The 19695-nt window shown below is 27.8% G+C and carries 19 protein-coding genes and 1 pseudogene; 17 read left to right on the top strand and 3 right to left on the bottom strand.

All coding sequences use genetic code 11. The features are described 5' to 3' along the window. Positions 1 to 285 precede the first annotated feature (285 nt). The 16 genes from LJD34_RS13140 to LJD34_RS13065 all read left to right on the top strand — a co-directional run bounded on the left by LJD34_RS13140 (position 286) and on the right by LJD34_RS13065 (position 14761). Complete coding sequence (locus tag LJD34_RS13140) at positions 286 to 1311, top strand: transglutaminase domain-containing protein (RefSeq protein WP_227360106.1); 1026 nt, start codon at positions 286 to 288, stop codon at positions 1309 to 1311. Positions 1312 to 1315: 4 nt separating this feature from the next. Further along, complete coding sequence (gene rnmV / locus LJD34_RS13135) at positions 1316 to 1852, top strand: ribonuclease M5 (RefSeq protein ID WP_032091130.1); 537 nt, start codon at positions 1316 to 1318, stop codon at positions 1850 to 1852. Then, positions 1833 to 2651, top strand: a complete 819-nt coding sequence (rsmA, locus tag LJD34_RS13130) for a 16S rRNA (adenine(1518)-N(6)/adenine(1519)-N(6))-dimethyltransferase RsmA (RefSeq protein ID WP_227360105.1) — start codon at positions 1833 to 1835, stop codon at positions 2649 to 2651. The genes rnmV and rsmA overlap by 20 nt, the downstream gene beginning before the upstream one ends. 10 nt (positions 2652 to 2661) lie before the next feature. Beyond that, positions 2662 to 3399: a sporulation peptidase YabG gene (locus LJD34_RS13125; RefSeq protein ID WP_032091131.1), complete on the top strand. Its 738-nt coding sequence runs from the start codon at positions 2662 to 2664 to the stop codon at positions 3397 to 3399. 6 nt (positions 3400 to 3405) lie between these two features. Further along, positions 3406 to 4263, top strand: a complete 858-nt coding sequence (ispE, locus tag LJD34_RS13120; protein WP_147579801.1) for a 4-(cytidine 5'-diphospho)-2-C-methyl-D-erythritol kinase — start codon at positions 3406 to 3408, stop codon at positions 4261 to 4263. Between the two features lie 108 nt (positions 4264 to 4371). Further along, positions 4372 to 5751: a bifunctional UDP-N-acetylglucosamine diphosphorylase/glucosamine-1-phosphate N-acetyltransferase GlmU gene (glmU, locus tag LJD34_RS13115; protein WP_032091132.1), complete on the top strand. Its 1380-nt coding sequence runs from the start codon at positions 4372 to 4374 to the stop codon at positions 5749 to 5751. 14 nt (positions 5752 to 5765) lie between these two features. After that, entirely contained in the window at positions 5766 to 6722 is a 957-nt protein-coding gene (locus LJD34_RS13110) for a ribose-phosphate diphosphokinase (RefSeq protein ID WP_032091133.1), read from the top strand. A 201-nt stretch (positions 6723 to 6923) separates the two neighbouring features. Further along, on the top strand, positions 6924 to 8507 hold the full coding sequence (locus LJD34_RS13105; protein ID WP_227360104.1) for an NEAT domain-containing protein: 1584 nt from the start codon (positions 6924 to 6926) through the stop codon (positions 8505 to 8507). A 28-nt stretch (positions 8508 to 8535) separates the two neighbouring features. Continuing rightward, positions 8536 to 9408, top strand: coding sequence for a heme-binding Shp domain-containing protein (locus LJD34_RS13100; protein WP_227360103.1), 873 nt, complete (start codon positions 8536 to 8538; stop codon positions 9406 to 9408). Beyond that, the gene (gene isdE / locus LJD34_RS13095; RefSeq protein ID WP_227360102.1) at positions 9386 to 10276 is read left to right on the top strand and encodes a heme ABC transporter substrate-binding protein IsdE; all 891 of its coding nucleotides are present in this window, start codon (positions 9386 to 9388) and stop codon (positions 10274 to 10276) included. The genes LJD34_RS13100 and isdE overlap by 23 nt, the downstream gene beginning before the upstream one ends. Beyond that, positions 10263 to 11240: a FecCD family ABC transporter permease gene (locus tag LJD34_RS13090; RefSeq protein WP_227360101.1), complete on the top strand. Its 978-nt coding sequence runs from the start codon at positions 10263 to 10265 to the stop codon at positions 11238 to 11240. Before isdE ends, LJD34_RS13090 begins: the two co-directional genes overlap by 14 nt. Then, positions 11230 to 11988 (top strand): ABC transporter ATP-binding protein, encoded by a 759-nt coding sequence (locus LJD34_RS13085; RefSeq protein WP_227360100.1) that lies wholly within the window; start codon positions 11230 to 11232, stop codon positions 11986 to 11988. Before LJD34_RS13090 ends, LJD34_RS13085 begins: the two co-directional genes overlap by 11 nt. 113 nt (positions 11989 to 12101) lie before the next feature. Beyond that, positions 12102 to 12548: an S-ribosylhomocysteine lyase gene (locus LJD34_RS13080; RefSeq protein WP_227360099.1), complete on the top strand. Its 447-nt coding sequence runs from the start codon at positions 12102 to 12104 to the stop codon at positions 12546 to 12548. Positions 12549 to 12561: 13 nt separating this feature from the next. Further along, positions 12562 to 13347: a transporter substrate-binding domain-containing protein gene (locus LJD34_RS13075; protein ID WP_032091270.1), complete on the top strand. Its 786-nt coding sequence runs from the start codon at positions 12562 to 12564 to the stop codon at positions 13345 to 13347. Next, positions 13344 to 14009 (top strand): amino acid ABC transporter permease, encoded by a 666-nt coding sequence (locus LJD34_RS13070; protein ID WP_032091139.1) that lies wholly within the window; start codon positions 13344 to 13346, stop codon positions 14007 to 14009. The genes LJD34_RS13075 and LJD34_RS13070 overlap by 4 nt, the downstream gene beginning before the upstream one ends. A 2-nt stretch (positions 14010 to 14011) precedes the next feature. Then, complete coding sequence (locus LJD34_RS13065; RefSeq protein WP_032091140.1) at positions 14012 to 14761, top strand: amino acid ABC transporter ATP-binding protein; 750 nt, start codon at positions 14012 to 14014, stop codon at positions 14759 to 14761. Between the two features lie 24 nt (positions 14762 to 14785). Here the strand turns inward: LJD34_RS13065 and LJD34_RS13060 are convergent, their stop codons facing one another. The 3 genes from LJD34_RS13060 to LJD34_RS13050 are packed head-to-tail and all read right to left on the bottom strand — an operon-like array spanning position 14786 to position 18609. Further along, positions 14786 to 16741, bottom strand: a complete 1956-nt coding sequence (locus LJD34_RS13060) for a hypothetical protein (RefSeq protein WP_227360098.1) — start codon at positions 16739 to 16741, stop codon at positions 14786 to 14788. Beyond that, the gene (locus tag LJD34_RS13055; protein WP_227360097.1) at positions 16725 to 17831 is read right to left on the bottom strand and encodes a hypothetical protein; all 1107 of its coding nucleotides are present in this window, start codon (positions 17829 to 17831) and stop codon (positions 16725 to 16727) included. The genes LJD34_RS13060 and LJD34_RS13055 overlap by 17 nt, the downstream gene beginning before the upstream one ends. Then, positions 17818 to 18609 carry an ATP-binding cassette domain-containing protein gene (locus LJD34_RS13050; protein ID WP_227360107.1) on the bottom strand — a complete coding sequence of 264 codons (792 nt, stop codon included), beginning with the start codon at positions 18607 to 18609 and terminating at the stop codon, positions 17818 to 17820. Before LJD34_RS13050 ends, LJD34_RS13055 begins: the two co-directional genes overlap by 14 nt. Before the next feature lie 119 nt (positions 18610 to 18728). Here LJD34_RS13050 and LJD34_RS13045 point away from each other — a divergent pair. Next, positions 18729 to 19695 (top strand): annotated as a pseudogene (locus tag LJD34_RS13045) (SrtB-anchored collagen-binding adhesin); the annotation flags it as partial.

The following is a 19695-nucleotide window of genomic DNA, read 5'->3' as shown; positions in this document are numbered from 1 at the left end:
AATCATTGAACAAGTTTAAAAATATTTATTTTACTAATAATATTTTATAATAATAATTTTAAAAAGATTGTAGAAAAAAAGAAGTAAAAAAAGGATATAAAATCTAAATGATTTGCATAAAATAGTATAAAAGAGTATGATATGAATAAGAAGGGGATGTTTATTATGTGCTTAGGATTATTAATGATGCTCTTGGCAGGTAGTGTGGTTTATTTTGGTAAGAGTTATTTTGAATATAAATTGAGGGAAGAGTAATCTAGCATTCGCTAGATTATTTTTTTTAAAATGAAAAAACTGATTAGTCTACTTGTATTATTTTTATTATGTGGATGTTTTCCACAATCTTACCAAAGTATAGAAAATAAATTTAAACAAGATCAATGCTTTAAATATCATTATCAGCTTTTAAATAAAAAACAAAAACAACTCTATCAAATAATTTATAATATTGCTTATACAAGAAAACAAAATATTTATATTAAAGAAAAAGAGATAGATAAAGTAAGTAAAATTGTTAATGCAGTTTTAAAGGATCATCCAGAGTTATTTTATATTAAGGAATGGTCCCTTAATACAAAAGGTCTTTTTAATTTTGAATATAGTATGAAAGAAAAAGAAATTCTTAAAGATCAAAAAAGGATAAAGAAAATTGTCAAACAACTAAAAGAGGATACACAAGATTTAAAATCCTATCAAAAAATAAAATATATTTATGATGACGTTATTACTCATTGTAAGTATAATGAACAAGCAAAATATAACCAAGAAATAATCAGTGTTCTTATTAATCATCAATCAGTTTGTAGTGGTTATGCAAAAACAATGCAATATCTACTCAATCAATTGCATTTTAAAGCAACATTTTTAACAGGGAAAACAATAAAAGGAAGAAGAGACAAACATGCAATAAATATGATAAAATATGACAATGATTATTATTATATAGATGCAACCTGGGGTGATTTAGTATTAGATGGTGAGGAAATCATCAATAATAATTATTTGATGTTTGATAGTCAAACAATGAAACAAATGTATGATTTAGATGATCATTATAAAATAACTAAAAATGATAAACATACTTATTTTAAAGAAGAAGGGTTGTATTTTGATTTATATCAATTAAATACTTTAAAAGCTAAAATAAATAAAAATCAAAGAGAATGTTATTTGCAATTTTCAAATGAAGTATATAATGATGCTAAAGAAAGATTAACAAAAGAAGGAGATGCCTATCGTTTAATAGAAGGGGTAGATCATATTCAATATATCACGAATGATCAATTGAAGACGATTTATTTAAAATGGTAAAGTTATGAAAAGAATTAATGAAATAGTAGTTGTTGAAGGAAAAACAGATAGTCAATTATTAAAAGAATTATATGATGTTGATACTATTGAAACACATGGACTAGGATTAGATGAAAAAACATTAGAACTTATTAAAGAAGCTAGTAAGACAAGAGGAGTTATTGTCTTAACAGATCCAGATTATCCAGGATTAAAGATTAGAAATCAAGTAGAAAAATATGTACAAAATTGTAAACATGCTTTTGTTGATAGAAAAGATGCTATTGGTAGAAAGAAATTAGGTATTGCTGAAGCAAATAAAGAAGCTGTAAAGAAAGCAATTGAAAATGTTGTTACATTTTCAAATCAAGAAGAAAGTATTTCTTGGAAAGAGTTTTTAGAATTAGATATTATTGGAGATAAAAAGAAAAGATTAAAGGTTTATGATTTATTTCATTTAGGATATGGCAATGCAAAGACTTTGTTTAAAAGATTAAATATGGTGGGTATTTCCAGGGAAATGATAGAGAAGGAGTTAGAGAATGAAGGATATAGCGACTAAAAGTACAACTCAATATATATTAGATAAATATGATTTATATCCTAAAAAGAAATATGGGCAAAACTTTTTAATTGATCCTCATGTCGTAGAAAAAATCGTTCGTTGTTCAAGTGTTAATGAAAAATGTGCAGTGATTGAAGTAGGACCTGGAATTGGTGCTTTAACTCAAGTATTAGCACGTTATGCAGGATATGTAAGAAGCTATGAAATAGATACACGTTTTAAAGGAGTCTATGAAGAGTTTTTAAATCAGGAAAATATTGAGATTGTTTTTGAAGATTTTTTAAAAGTAAATTTAGAGGATTTAATGACTTTAAAGGATAAGTATGAAAAAGTTATTTTAGTAGCTAATTTGCCTTATTATATTACAACTCAAATTATTGAAAAGGTTTTAACTGAAAGTAAAGTTATTGATGAAATTGTTGTGATGGTACAAAAAGAAGTGGCTTTAAAATATACAAGCGATTATAAAAGTCCACTGATGTATATGATTGAAGATATGGGTAAAATTGAATATATGTTTACAGTAAGTCAAAATGTTTTTATTCCTGCACCTCATATTGATAGTGCTATTTTAAAGATTACAATTAATAAGGAAGCTAATTTAGATTTATATAAAGTATTAAATAGTGCTTTTAAACAAAGAAGAAAAACGATTTATAATAATTTAAAACAAGAATATCAAAATGCATTAGATGTTTTAAATGAAAATCAAATAGATCAAAAATTAAGATGTGAACAACTTACATTAGAAGATTATCAGGTTATCACAAAATCATTATATAAACATACTATATAATGGTGATAGAATGAAGATAGGTGATATTGTAAGTAGAAAAAAATATCATCAAGATATTATTTTTGAAGTCATTGATATACAAGAAAATATTTGTTATTTAAGAGGAATAGAGTATCGTTTGATTGCGGATAGTGAAATAGATGATTTAGAGCTTGTTCAAGAGAAAAGAGTAATAGAAGATGTGCATTTACCACAAGAAAAATGTTTAAAGGGAAGTGTTTTACATTTAGATGGAGATCCTTCTTATTTAAAGATGTGTATGAAAAAATATCAAGAATATGGTATTAGAGCATATGGTTATTATTTTAAAGAAGAAGAGTTTGCTAGTAAAATAACCAACCTATTAAAAAAACATAATCCACATCTTTTAGTCATTACAGGACATGATGCTTTGAAAAAAAATGGACATAAAAGAAATAGTCAAGATTATTTGCACAGTTTAGATTTTGTAGAAGCAATCAAAAAGGCTAGAGAATATCAACCCGACAAAGATGCATTAGTAATCTTTGCAGGAGCATGTCAGTCATACTATGAACTTCTAGTAGCGAGTGGTGCTAACTTTGCATCAAGTCCTTCAAGAAAAAATATTCATGCGTTAGATCCTGTTATTATCACAACTCAAATCGCAAGTACAAATATTAAAGAGTATGTTGATTTAGAAAAAGTTATAGAGAAAACCTCTTTTAAACAATTAGGTGTTGGTGGAATTGATACAAGAGGGGTTGCCAGAAATTTGTATCCGAGGTAATGAAAAATGAAAGTAAGAGCATATGCAAAAGTAAATTTAGCGTTAGATGTTGTAAGAAAAAGAGAAGATGGATATCATGATTTAGAAATGATCATGGCACCTATTACTTTACATGATCTCATTTATATTAATGTCATTGATGAAGGAATTGAAATTGAGTCAAATAGTAAGATCGTTCCTACCAATCAAAGAAATATTATGTATAAAGTTGCACAATTGATGCAAGAAAGATACGGATTAAAAAAAGGTGTTAAGATCTTTGTCTATAAGCATATTCCAACGCAAGCAGGATTAGCTGGTGGAAGTGCTGATGGAGCAGCAGTTATTAAAGCCATGAATAAATTATTTCATTTAAATTTATCTTATGAAGAAATGGCTGCTTTAGGAAAAGAAGTAGGAGCAGATATTCCATTTTGTATTTATGAAAAAACAGCTTTTGTTGAAGGTGTTGGTGAAAAACTACAATTTATTGATGAACCTTTTGAAGCTTATTTATTACTTGTAAAACCTAAAAAAGGTGTTTCAACTCAAAAAGCATTTACTTCATTAGATTTATCTAAAGTAAAACATCAAGATTGCAGAAAGATGAAAAAAGGAATTGAAATGAATGATTATCAAGCAGTTATTGATAATCTACAAAATACATTAGAACTTCCTTCTATTAAAATGGTGCCACAAATTAAAGAAATCAAAAAAGAAATGATGAAGTTAGGTTTTGATGGAGCTTTAATGTCAGGAAGTGGTTCATGTGTATTTGGTATTACTAGAAATCAAGAAATTATGAATAAAGGATATGAATTCTTTAGAAAACGTTATTTTTTTGTTAGAAAATCGAAAATTTTAAACAAGGAAGAAAATCTGTGATAAGATTTTCTTTTTTTGAAAAGATGTAGGAATTTGCAATAAATTGTCTTATTCATCTTTAATTATGAGTTATATTTTGTTAGAATGACGTCGTAGAGGGGTGTGACGATGAAAACTTACGCAGTAGTAATGGCTGCCGGAAAAGGTACAAGAATGAAATCCGACAAGCCTAAAGTAGTACATGAAGTTTTATATAAACCGATGGTTTGTCATATCGTTGATGAATTAAAAGGTTTAGGTGTTGATGGTATTTATGTTATTGTTGGACATAAAGCTGAAGAAGTCATGAAACTTGTTGATGGTGTTGAGTTCGTAATGCAAAAAGAACAATTAGGAACTGGACATGCATTGATGCAAGCAAAAGATGTTTTAGGAGATAAAGAAGGAACAACTATTGTTTTAAATGGTGATGCACCATTAATTACTAAAGAAACATTACAAGGGTTAATTCAATATCATAATGAACATCAAATGAAAGGAACAGTCATGACATGTGATTGTGACTTAAATAAGAAATTTGGTCGTATTATTAGAGAAAATGATCAAGTTAAAGGTATTGTTGAGTATAAAGATTGTACAGATGAACAAAGAAATATTTCTGAAATGAATGTTGGAGAATATTGTTTTGATAATGCTGCTTTATTTAAAGCATTAGAATCAGTAACAAATAACAATGCTCAAAATGAATACTATATTACAGATGTAATTGAAATTATGAATCATCAAAACTTAAATGTTGGTGGTTATAAAATTGATGACTTATCAGAAGTTGGTGGAATTAATGATAAGTTTGAATTACAAGAAGCAACAAAACAATTACAATATCGTATTAATAAAAAGCATCTATTAGATGGTGTAAATATTGTAGATATGACAAATACTTATATTGGTAGAGATGTAGTGATTGGTCATGATACAACAATTGAACCAGGATGTATTATTAAAGGAAAAACAGTGATTGGTAATGGATGCCATATTGGACCTTATTGTGAATTTGATAATGTAGAAATCAAAGATAACGTAGAAATTAAATTCTCTGTTATTGCTGATTCGATTATTGAAAACGGTGTTGATATCGGGCCATATGCAAGACTTAGAAATCATTGTCATATCTTAGAAAATGTCCACATGGGTAACTTTGTGGAAATGAAAAAAGCAACTTTTGGTAAAGGAAGTAAAGCTGCGCACTTAAGCTATATTGGAGATGCGACAGTTGGTGAAAACGTAAATATTGGCTGTGGTACTATTACAAGCAACTATGATGGAAAAAATAAATTCCAAACAGTAATTGAAGACAATGTTTTCGTTGGCTGCAATTCTAATTTAGTTGCTCCTGTAACTGTTGGTAAAAATGCATTTATTGCTGCTGGATCAACAATTACAGATGAAGTTCATGAAGATGCTTTTGCAATTGCTAGAAGTAGACAAGTGAACAAAGAAGGTTATAGTAAAGTATTAGAAGAAAAAAGAAATAAAATAGGAAAATAGGGGTAAAAGAAAAAATGAAAAACAAAATTACAGTATTTGCTTTATCATCATCAGTAGAATTAGCACAAGACATTTGTGATAATTTAGGTTGTGAAATGGGAAAATCAAAAGTTCACCATTTCGCTGATGGAGAAATCTTAGTTGAAATTGATGAATCAGTTCGTGGAAAAGATGTTTTCATTGTCCAATCAACATCTAATCCTGTTACTGAAAACTTAATGGAAATCTTAGTTTTAGCAGACGCCTTAAAAAGAGCATCAGCTGGAGAAATTACAGCTATCATGCCATACTTTGGATATGCTAGACAAGATAGAAAAGCAAAACCTAGACAACCAATTACATCTAAATTAGTTGCTGATTTATTAACAACTGCTGGCGTTAATCGTGTTGTAACAATTGATTTACATGCTGCACAAATTCAAGGATTCTTCAATATTCCTGTAGATGATATGCAAGCATTACCATTAATCTGTAATTATTTCAAAAATAAAAACTTAGATGATATTTGTGTTGTTTCTCCAGACCATGGTGGAGCAACTCGTGCTCGTAAAATGGCAGTTGCTTTAGATTGTCCAGTAGCTATCATCGATAAAAGAAGACCAAAACCTAACGTTGCTGAAATCATGGGTGTTTTAGGTGATGTTGAAGGTAAAAACTGTGTCATGATTGATGATATGATCGATACAGGTGGAACTATTGTAGCAGGTATTGATATGTTACTTGAAAAAGGTGCAAAAAATGTTTTCGTTGCTTGTACACACCCAGTATTCTCAGGACCAGCTGTTGAAAGATTGAAAAACTGTTCAGCTAAAGAAGTCGTTGTTACAGATACAATTATTTTACCTAAAGAAAAACATTTCGATAAATTAAAAGTTGTTTCAGTAGCATCCTTACTTGCTAAAACAATTGAAAGTATTGAAAATAATTTACCAGTAAGTGATGTTTTCCAAGAATTTGATTTCGAAAAATAATATAAAAAATAAAAGTCTTCCTTTGATGGAAGGCTTTTTTGTTTCACGTGTAAAACATTTATAAATTGAGATAAAATCATGATAATAAGACTAAAAATACTCATTTTGTTACAGATATGAAACAAAATTAGACATTGAAAAATAAAAGAGGCATGTTAAACTCTCTTTAGTTAGCAAAGACTAACTTTATAGGAGGAAAAAATGAACAAAATATTAAAGATAACACTTGCTTTAATGATGGCTTTAGGATTACAACTGACATCATTAAATGCAGTCAACGCATTAAATAGTGATTTATCAAAAGTAGGAACTTATCAAATTCCTATAAAAAGTTTAACAAGTAGTGCACCAATGCCAGTAGTAAAAAAAGCCTTTGCTGGTGCCTTTGGTGATACATTAGAAGTAACTGTTGATCAAGATGGTACAATGCAAGCAGTTGCTACATTACAAAATATGATTATTAACATGGGATCAGAATATTATGCAAATGTTTTAACAATTGCTAATGGAACAACTCTTTCAACAAAAGTAGAAAAGTCTACACAAGGAATGGGTGGAGAAACATTAGAAGTAGAAGTACCAGAAAAAATTTCTTTTGAATTACCTCAATTAGATGAAAATAATTCAACAGTTTTATCAATTACAGTTGATTTTATGAATTATTTTATGGGACAAGGAAAGGATTATCCAACAAATGTAACTTTAACATTAGATTTAGATAATGCAAAAGAATTACAAAAAGAATATGTTTTAGAAGATGGTACATATGACGTTCCTGTAAATGTTTTAAAAGAAAATAGTGATGATCAATCAATGGCAGCACAAGCTGTTGAATCAGCACAAATCACTGTTCAAAACAATGAAGTTGTTGTTACTTTAAAATTAAAAGAAATGACAATGTATGGACAAACTGCTTCTGTTGATAAAATGGAATATCAATTAAAAGATGGAACATATAAAGAAGCAACTGTTATTGAGGAAGAAGATGGACATCCAAAAAAAGTACAATTCAAATTAGATGAAAATAAAGAACTTACAAATGTTAAGTTTTATTATGGTGGAAGCTCAAGAGGTGCTATTGCAAGATTACAATTAAAATTAGATGGTCTAACAAAAGTTGATCCTACACCAGAAACACCAAAAGATGATGAAGATAAAAAAGATGAAGAAAATACTTCTCGTTTTACAAAAGATGGAACATATAGTGTAGATGTTGCTTTATGGAATGCTACAAGTGATAAAGAATCAATGGCAGCTTCTGCTATCGATTCAAAAGCAAACATTATTGTTAAAGATGGTAAAGCAACAATGTATCTTTCAACAAAAGAAATGTCATTTGGAAGTATTAAAGCAAGTTTACAAGAATTCTATATTGGAAGTGAACAAGAAGATTATAAAAATCATGGTGCTACAATCATTGAAAAAGATGCACAAGGGAATCCAACATTATGGGCCTTTGAATTACCTCATGAAAATGAATATATCAATGTCATGATGAATCCACATGTTGCTATGATGGGAAATATGGATTTAGCAGCAAGATTAAAAATTGATTATACTACTTTAACATATGTTTCAGATAAAACAGAATTAGAACCAAATACTAAAAAAGATGATCAACAAGAAAATACAAATAAAGATCAAACAGCAAATAAAGAGAATCAAACAAATGAAAATCAATCAGTTAAAACAGGTGATCAAACATCTATTCAGTTATTCATGACATTATTTATTATTTCTATAACAATGATTGGATTTATTTTAAGAAAGAAACATGAGGCATAAAAATGCCTCATGTTTTTATGGAGGAACTATGAAAAAAATATTACAAATAAATATCATTTTAATGATGCTATTCATGTTTATTTCACCAGTTAGTGCTTTAAATGATGGGGCATATCTTGTTAGTCGTTCTACAAGTTATACCAATCCTCTTACCGGTAAAACAGAAGACGGAGGAGAAAATATTGCTTTAGGTGAAAGTATGGTAAGTAATATTGTCGAAAGTCAATTATTGGTTGAACAAATTAATGGAAAGTATTATATCACTGTTGGTTTAGGGTTAGCTTCTAATGTCAGCAATGTACGATTTAAAGTGATGACATCAAGTGGATCAATGAGTTCAGTTTCAGCAACTAAAACTGGAAGTAGTAGTGCTAATGGAGATACTGTTAATCATTATAGATTACAAGTCAGTTCTTTGGAACTTTATATAAGTCCTATTATGTATGTAAATCCAATGGGAAGAGATGTACAGTTTTTTATTAAACCTAATATTTCCTCGGCAATAGCAGGAACAGGAATTTATAACAGTCAAATGATTCCTCAAAATACAGAAACCTCAACAAGTCAAAATACACAAACAAATACATCTAAATCAACAACAAATCAAACAACTCAAGAAAAAACAACTGAGGAAACACAAACACCAGAAACTACTGAAATTCAACAAGCAATAGTAGGAACAATTACAAAAGAATCACTTATGGAAAATGCGACAGGATTAAGTAATCACATTATTAATTCAAAAGGAAAAGTCGATAAAAAATTAAAACTAACAGTTAAAAATTTAAAACAAACAACGAAGGAAAGTACAACCAAAAAAGATAATACATTACTTATTGTAGGAATATGTATCGTATTTATTTTAGGAGGAATATTCTATGTTAAAAAAATTAAAAAGTAGTTTAGTATTTATCTGTTTAATATCTTTATTAACAGGATGTGTCAATCAAAATCAAGAAGTAACAAGTGATCAAGAAATTACAGTTGCTGCTACTTCTATTGCTGTTACAGAAATTTTAGATCAATTAAATATACCAGCTAAACAAGTTGTAGGAATTCCTCAAAGTGATAGTTATACAGTTCCTAAAAAATATCAAAAAACAACAAAGATTGGTAATGCAATGACACCAGATATGGAAAAAATATCTACATTGAAACCTGATTTAATTTTAAGTCCTAATTCATTAGAAAGTGATCTTTCAAGTAAATATGAAAAAATCAAAATCAGTTCAAGTTTTTTAAATCTTAAAAACTTATCGGGAATGTATAAGAGTATTGAAGAATTAGGAAAATTATTTAATAAAGAAAAACAAGCTAAAAAGCTTGTTGATGAGTATGTTGACTATATGGTTTCTTTTAGAGAAAAATATCAAAATAATGTGAGTCCACGTGTTTTAATCTTAATGGGACTTCCAGGAGGAAGTTATGTTGTAGCAACTGAATCAAGTTATGTTGGAGATTTAGTAAGATTAGCAGGTGGAACAAATATTTATGGTGATGGAGAAGGAAAAGATTTTGTTAATGTCAGTGTAGAAGATATGTTAAAACAAAATCCTGATATTATTTTAAGAACATCTCATGCCATGCCAAAACAAGTTATGGAGTATTTTCAACAAGAGTTTTCGAATAATCAAACTTGGCAACAATTTGATGCTGTTAAGAATAATAAAGTATATGATTTAAATAATGAATATTTTGGAATGAGTGCTAATTTTAATTATCAAAAAGGATTAGAAACATTAGAAGGAATTTTATATGAAAACAATTAAAAAGCATCCCTTATTGTTTATATTATCTTTATTTATCTTATTATGTATTTCATTCTTTATAGCAATTAATACAGGAACGATCAAAGTCTCATTTATTCAATTATTAAAAGGACTCTTTGTAGAATATAACAAAGATGTTGCAAGTATCTATCAAATACGTTTTCCTCGTGTCATTGTTACTATGCTTGTAGGATGTGCACTTGCTTTAGCAGGTTTATTATTTCAAGTAGTACTAAAGAATCCTTTAGCAGATCCAGGTATTATTGGAATCAGTGCAGGAGCACAATTAGTTAGTTTATTAGTAGGTATCTTTTTACCTGATTTATATACCATCAAACCATTGTTAACATGTTTAGGAGGATTAATAACATTTATATTGATTTATAGTTTATCTTGGAAATCAGGTTTAAAGACGACAAGAATTATTCTTGTCGGTGTTGCAATTCATTATACCTTGACAGCAATCATTTCATTTATTGAAAGTATTTCTTCATCTATTTCATCATCGGTAGGTTCTGTTATTTTATATACCTGGAATGATGTTCAATTATTGATGGTTTATATTTTACCAGTTTTAGTGATTTTATCATTTTTAACAAAAGCTTGTGATTTATTAGGATTAGAAGATCGTACATTATTATCATTAGGAATTAATGTTAATCTTTATCGATTTATTATTTCTTTATTAGCAGTTATTTTATGTAGTGTTTCAGTAGCAATCGCAGGTGTGTTAAGTTTTGTAGGTTTATTGATTCCTCATCTTGCACGTTTATTTGTAGGTAATAAGCATAGTTATTTATTACCGACAAGTGGCTTATTGGGAGCTCTTGTTCTTTTAATAGCTGATACCCTAGGGCGAGTCATTATTGCTCCTTATGAAATAACACCTGCTATTTTAATGGCTATTATTGGTGGTCCATTATTTATTATCTTATTAAAAAGGAGTTCTATGCATGAAAGTTAAAAATCTATCATTTAGTTATAATCAAAAATCATTTATTAAAGATTTAAATATAGAATTTAAAGAAAACCAAATAACGACAATTATTGGATCGAATGGAAGTGGTAAATCGACTTTACTTATGTTATTAAGTCGTATCTATAAACCACAAACAGGCTTTATAGAAATTAATCAACAAGATATACAAAATTATAAAATAAAAGAATTTGCACAAAAGGTTGCTGTTGTTCACCAAAAAAATCAAATTAATGGTGATCAAGACGTAAAAACAATTGTAGGCTATGGAAGATTACCTTACCTCCATTATTCACAAAAATTATCCCAAGAAGATTATGAAATCATAGATTGGGCTTTAGAAGTAACTAAATTAAAAGAATACAAAAACAGAACATTAAAAAACTTATCAGGTGGACAACAACAACGTGTTTGGATTGCTATGGCTTTAGCCCAAAAAACACCTTATCTTTTATTAGATGAACCGACAACTTATTTAGATATAAGATATCAATTAGAACTCTTAAGATTACTTAAAGAAATCAATCAAAAATATAAAATAACGATTATTATGGTTTTACATGATATCAATCAAGCGATTCAATATTCAGATCATATCATTGGTATGAAACAAGGTCAAATTATTGTTGAAGGAAAAGCAAAAGATATTATGAATCAAGAAGTTATAAAAAAGATATATGGGATAGATTTACAAACAACGATCATCAATGATCAAACCTATGTACTTACAGTCTAAGGGCATGAGCCCTTTTTTTCTTGACACTTATAAGGGAATGTTATATTCTTATATCATACTAATTCTATATGAAATAAATAAATTGGTACAAAATAAAATTGGGGGAATAAAAAATGGAAAGAATTACAAGTTTTAGTGTTGATCATCGTAAACTTACAAAAGGAGTCTATGTATCAAGAATTGATGGGAATTTGATTACATATGATATTCGTATGACACAACCAAATGTTGAGCCCGCTTTAAAACCAGAAGCAGCACATACAATTGAACATATTGGAGCAACATTACTTAGAAATGGAAAATATAAAGATCAAGTGATTTATTTTGGACCAATGGGCTGTATGACAGGCTTTTATTTAATTGTAAGAGATTTAGACTTAGAAGTGATTAAAGAAGTCGTTAAAGATGTTTACACACAAATTGCTTCATGGAATCAAGAAATTCCTGGAGCTAAGGAAGAAGAATGTGGAAATTACACATTTATGGATTTAGAAGCAGCTAAAAAAGCAGCTGATTATTTTGTAAACAGTAAATGGGAACATGAATATCATCTATTATAAAAGGGGAAAAACAATGAAAAAATTAGGGATTCGATTACTTGCACTTACCTTACTAGCAACTGTAACAACAGGATGTGCATCATCTAAACAAGAAAATACATGGGATAAAATTAAAGAAAAGAAAGAAATCGTGATTGGAACAGAAGGAACATTTGCTCCTTTCTCTTATCATGATGATAATGATAATTTAGTAGGTTATGATGTTGAAGTATCAAGAGCACTTGCTAAAGAATTAGGGGTCAAAGTTAAATTTGTAGAAGTTAAATGGGATAGTTTAATTGCAGGACTTGATTCAGATAAATATGATTTAGTAACTAACCAAGTGGCTATTACAGCTGAAAGAAAGAAAAAATATGATTTTTCAATTCCACATACATATTCTTATCCAGCAATTATCACTAAAAAAGATAATACAGAAATCACTAAAATGAGTGATATCAAAGGACGTAAATTTTCACAAACAGGAAGTAGTAACTTTTCAAAAATTGTAGAAAAATATAAAGGTGAAATTGTTGCGACAAATGATTGGAATGAAAATGTAAGCTTAGTAGAACAAGGACGTGTTGATGGTACTGTTAATGATACTTTAGCTTATTATGATTTAGTGAATAAAAAACCAGGTACTGATTTAAAAATTGCAGCACAAGGTAAAGAAGTGAGTGAACAAGCATTTATCTTTAATAAAGGACAAGATGATTTAAAGAAGAATGTTGATAAAGCATTAAAATCATTAAAGAAATCAGGTAAATTAGCTGAAATTAGTAATAAATATTTTAAAACGGATGTATCACATAAATGAGTTCAAGAGTTATCGAAATAATTACGAGTTCATTTACTAAATTACTGATACCAGGTCTTGTTTATACAATACCTATTACCTTGATTTCTTTTGCTATTGGATTATTAATAGCTATTGTGACAGCCTTAATAAGAGTTAAAAAAATAAAAGTATTATCACAAATTATTCAATTTTATGTATGGATTTTTAGAGGAACACCATTACTTGTACAACTCTTTATTATCTATTATGGATTACCAAGTGTAGGCATTGTCTTAGAAGCATTTCCTGCAGCCATTATAACTTTTTCTTTAAATGTAGGAGCTTATAGTAGTGAAACGGTAAGAGGAGCTATTTTATCTGTTGATAAAAGACAATTAGAAGCCTGCTATTCGGTAGGTATGACATACTTCCAAAGTATGTATCATATTATTTTACCACAAGCTTTAAAGATTGCGATTCCACCATTATTCAACTCTTTAATTGCTTTAGTAAAAGATACATCACTTGCTGCTAATATTACAGTTGCTGAAATGTTTATGGCAGCTCAACGTATTGTTGCCAATACATATGAACCATTAGTTCTTTATATTGAAGTTGCTATTATCTATTTAGCATTTAGTACAATTTTAACGTATGTACAACATTTTATTGAAAGACGTCTACAAATAAGTGAGGTGTAACCATGATTGAAGTAAAAGATTTACATAAAACATTTAAACAACAAGAAGTTTTAAAAGGAATCTCTTTTTCAATAGAAAAAGGAGAAACTGTTTCAATTATTGGACCTTCAGGATCAGGAAAATCAACTTTACTTAGATGTTTAAACCTTTTAGAAGTTCCTGAAAAAGGAAAAGTAAAAATAGGTGAAGTTGGATATGATGCTACTCATATAACTAAAGAAGAGCTTGCTTTAAGAAAAGTCACAGCTATGGTTTTCCAAGAATACAATTTATTTGCAAATAAAACAATTATTGAAAATATTACAACACCTTTAACGGTTGTAAAAAAAATGACAAAAGAAAAAGCACTTGTCATTGCTAGAGAACAACTCAAAAAAGTTGGTTTATCAGATAAAGAAGATCGTTATCCAACTCAACTATCAGGAGGACAACAACAACGTGTGGCTATTGCTAGAGCATTAGCGTTAAATCCACAAGTTATTCTCTTTGATGAACCAACAAGTGCTTTAGATCCAGAACTTGTACAAGAAGTTTTAAAAGTTATTAAAAGCGTCGCTGATGAAAACATTACAATGATTATTGTGACTCATGAAATGTCTTTTGCACATCAAATATCAGATAAAGTGATTTTTATGGATCAAGGACAAATTGTTGAAAGTGGCACAGCTAAACAAATATTTGATCATCCTCAAATGCCAAGAACACAACAGTTTCTAGCAAGATATCGAGGAGATACAGACTATATTATTTAAAAAGTCATGGTTTATCCATGACTTTTATGCATCTCTAACATATACTATTTTATTCTTTTTTAAATCTTTAATGATTATTTTAATTTCTTTATTTTTTTTAGTGCTATCTGTTATATAAGATAAATATTTTCCATCTATTGATATTTTTAATGAATATACTTTTTCTTTTGTTAATAAAGTACTTTCTTTATAAGTAAAATCATACATAAATAAACCATCATTTCGGGTGTAATATAGTTTATCTTTATATATATCACTATTTTCAATTTGTTCATTAAATAGAATTTGATTACCACAATATAACTTATCATCTTGAATATTGTGTAAATAGAGATGATTATTTTTTATATAGAAATAATCACATAATGGAGTATCTAATTTTTCTTTTTTAAATGTATCTAGAGATATTTTAATGATTGTATAATCATCTTGTAGAAAATAAAGATATTGATGATAAATAGAATAACGGTTTGTTAATTTTCCTTTATAAACAACTTTATTATTTTGATTAGTTATTTTGTCACTATAAATAATATAATATCTATTCTTGTTACCAATAATACCTAATATATTCTTATCTGAAATAGGGATATGTTGTTGTTCTATATTCATAAAATTCTTCTGTAAAGAAGATAACTTTTTTAATTTAACATCTTGAAAATCATTATTAAAGAGATATAAATATTCACTTTCATCATCGTCAATAGTATAAAAAAAACCATCTTTTTGAGGAAATACATTAATTAAATTATTACTAGATTCGTAAAGATTTCTTACTAAAGAATACTCTTTCCAATCATTTTTATCTATTATCTTATTAGAAAAATAATAATATTCTTTATTTTCCGCAAAGTTAAGTTCATGATAACTATTGTATTGAAAACTAGATGAATTATTTTGATTATTTGAACAACCAGTTATTAATATTAATAAAGAAAGAAAAATCAAGTTCTTTCTTTTTCCTTTAAAAAAAGAAAGAAGAAAGAATATAAAGATAATAATCAATTCAATAATTACTATATGAAAATCTATGCCTAACATTTTTTCACCATAACCTGCAAAATAGCGACCAGGAACAAGAAAACTAATAAAAGGAAAATAAAGAATATGTATACTATTTCCTAAGAAAGCTAAAGGAATATAGACGAAAATAAAAAGTACAAGCAAAATAAAGATATTAGAATGAATAAATTTTTTTAGTAAAATACTTAGACCACATAAAAGATAACTCGCTATATAGTAAAGAAATGTACAAAAGCATATAAATGTTATTAATGAAATATTTGGACAATTTTTTGAACACCAAGGAATATTAATTATTGAAAAATCTAATCTAGAAAAATGTTTAAAAATAAGTATTTTACCAATAGTCATTAAAATTAAAAATAATCCCCATATACAACTAAATACAAATATTTTACTCTTTTTAGCATTCTTAATACCATTAGATGTTGTTTTTTCATAAATCCATATATGATCATCTATTTCTTTTAAATAGATACTATAAATAAGAAAGAAAAGAAAGAGAATGATAATAAAATCTAGATTGTTAAAATTTAAACAATCAGTATACTTTGTATTAGCTATTTCCTTATTTTGAGTATTTTTAATTTTTAAATAATATAAGTAGAAAGAATTTAATGCATCTTTTTTTAAAATATTAGAATTATTTTTTCTTTGTTTTTTTAGATATTCTTTTTGAGTAATTTGATGATTTTGATATTCTTTTAAAATATCTTCATTATTCTCATAAGAATCTAATTCTTTTAGAATTTGTTTTTCTTTTGAATTATTTGGAATACCAGAGTATTTATCTATATATTGATCATAAATTTGTGTAGTAGTATCACGGTTTATTTTTGTTTGATGTAGATTTATATATAAAGTTGAGAAAGACGTAAAAAGTAAAATAAGAATAATGAGTAAACCTTTATTATTTTTAAAAAATAAACGAAAATATAATTTAATTAATTGATACATAATATCTCCTCTTAAATAGAAAATAGGTAAAAAAATTTAAATTTAAAATGATAAATGAAAATAATAAGGAACTCATAAAAATCCTTTGATTATATATAGAATCATTTAAAGATGAAAAACTAATAATACTTAATAGATTGTTGTTATATAACTGAATTGAAATATAAATAATCAATATAGCAATAAAAAATCCTTTATACTCCTTATTTAAAAAATGACAAAGAAATAAAAATAAATAAGAGAAAGATAAACACCCAACTAAACGAAAAAAATAATTACAAACAATATAAAAGAATATAGAAATATTATAGGGTTCATACATAAAATGAGATAATGCATAAAGTGGTTGAAATAAACCATTTTTCATTCCTAAAAAATAATAAATAAGATAACTTTCTATTAACAATAATAAAGAAGAAATAAACGTAAATAACAAGATCATTAATATCTTTGATATAAATATTTTCTTTATTTGTTTTCTAGAAATATAAAAATATAAATCTGTTTGTTTTTGTTTTTCATAGATGAATAATTTGATTACTAAGATAATGCAAAATATAAGGGATAATAGATATTGAAAATCTTGATTCATAAAATTATTGATTAAGGTATAATCATAGTAGTAGCTAAGATTTCTATTTTTTAATCTTTTTTTAAGCATTATATTTTCTTTTTTCCATTTACTATTTTGAGTTTTTTTAATATTTTCATCTAGAATAGTGATTTTATTTTTAATTGAAGAATGATAATTGATTGTATATTCATAATCTTCTAATAAATTATTACTTATCTGTTCATCACCGAAAACATAACCTGAAAAAGTATTTTTAGACTTGTTTTTGGTATTATAGTTACCATTATTTACTTGTTCTAACATCGTATTATGATAATTAACAAGCCAATCATATTTTTGTTGAGAAATAGGGCCTTCAATTATTTTTAATATTTTTCTTTTTCCTGTATTAATATCTCCATATATATTTTGATAATTGACATATATGATTTGTAAACTGTTTAAGATAAATAAAAGAATAAATAGGACTTTAACTGATTTAGAACGTAATAACTTATATAATTCACCTTTTATCATAAACATCACCATAATAATAAAGATAAATATCTTCTAAATTTATTTCTTTACAATGTGGGAATAATTCATCTTTATGAGAAAAAAACTTAATTTTATAATCATCGTTAATAGGTACAATAGAAGAAACATGATATGTTTCTATATATTTTTGTAGATCTTTTTTTGAAACAATCGTTTCATAAAAGAATTGTTTTAATGATAATATTAATTCTTGTGGACTTTTAAAATCTAATAATTGTCCGTTTTTAAAGAATATAAGAGATTTAGCTAGATGATCCATATCTTGAATAATATGAGTAGAAATAATAATAATTTTATCTTTTGAAAGATTTCTTAAGAGATTTTTAAGTCTTAATCTTTCAATAGGGTCTAAACCTGTTGTAGGTTCATCTAATAATAAAATTTGAGGGTCATTTATGATTGCCTGAGCAATAGATAAACGTTGCTTCATTCCTCCAGATAATTTTTTAATCTTAATATATTTTTGATCATATAAATTAACTAATTTTAAAGTATGATCTATTTGGTTTTTATCAATTGATTTAAGTGCACAAATATATTCAAGAAATTCATTACAAGTAAGATCAACATATAAAGCAGGAGATTGAGGAACATATCCAAAGACATGATAAAAATCATCACTTAAAAACTTAACTTCATCAATTTCAATTGTTCCACTATCATTTTTAATAAGTCCACATAAAATACTTAAAAAAGTAGTTTTTCCTGCTCCATTCGGTACATGCTTATATAGACAAAGCGGAAAAACCGCATAAATAAAGGAAAAATTAAAAATAAGAAAGATAAAGAAAAGTCATTATCACACCTAAAACGTCATTTGTACTTCACAAGTGGCGTTTTTAAATTGTGATGATTACAGAAAGGAGCATTAGATTTATGAAAAAGACATGGAAACGATTGTGTACGGGCTTCTTAGCTCTTGCAACTGTCGTTACTGCTTTACCGACTACACCCGTTCATGCAGAAAGTAAGCAATACTGGACGGAGTCAAAAGAGCGTGTCGGTATCGTTGAAAAAGTAATGAATGACGGTTCGATTGGTTCTACCTTTAATGAGGGACATTTGACCGTCGAGGGCGAGGACGCTTACTGTATAGACATTAACACAGATTTTAAGAATGGTTACAAAACCAGAACTGACGCAAGCTCACGCATGAGTGCCGACCAGATAAGCGACGTTGCCTTATCTATCGAATATGTAAAACAGTACACAGACAACCACAGCGGAATAAGCAAAAATCACGCTTACCTTTTAAGACAGCTTGTAGTCTGGCAGAGATTGAGCGTACATCTTGGCTGGCAATGTGATAACGTGCGAGCTTCTTATGATGAAATTCCAAAGGCAACGCAGGACGAAGTTTTCTCTGGTGCAAGAGCCTTTGTCAAAGAAAATAAAGGACGCTATGAATGTGGCGGTTACATCTACTCTGGCGAGGGGCAGGAATTAGGACAATTCTGGGCGAAGCTGAATGTTGGAAATGCGAAACTGCAAAAGGTTTCCAGTAATACCAGCATTACAGACGGTAACGGGAATTACTCTATCGCTGGTGCGACATACGGTGTCTTTGCTGATAAGGACTGCACGAAACAGCTTGCCACCCTTACGACTGATGAAAATGGAAATACGAATGTTGTAGAGGTAACGGCTGGCACAGTTTATATCAAGGAAGTATCCGCACCAGCAGGATATAAAGTGGATAAAACTGTATATTCCTTAAAGGTTGAAGCTGGAAAGACAGCAACCTTGAAAGTATCAGATACGCCAAAAGTAACGGACACTTTGATTGAGCTTTTCAAGATTGATATGGAAACACAGAAAGACAATCCGCAGGGAAACGCTTCTC

The sequence above is a fragment of the Faecalibacillus sp. MSK20_93 genome (genome assembly GCF_020589945.1).
GTDB lineage: Bacteria > Bacillota_I > Bacilli_A > Erysipelotrichales > Coprobacillaceae > Faecalibacillus > Faecalibacillus intestinalis.
Note: the sequence above shows the minus strand (reverse complement) of the source record. Positions and strands in the feature narration are given on the sequence as shown.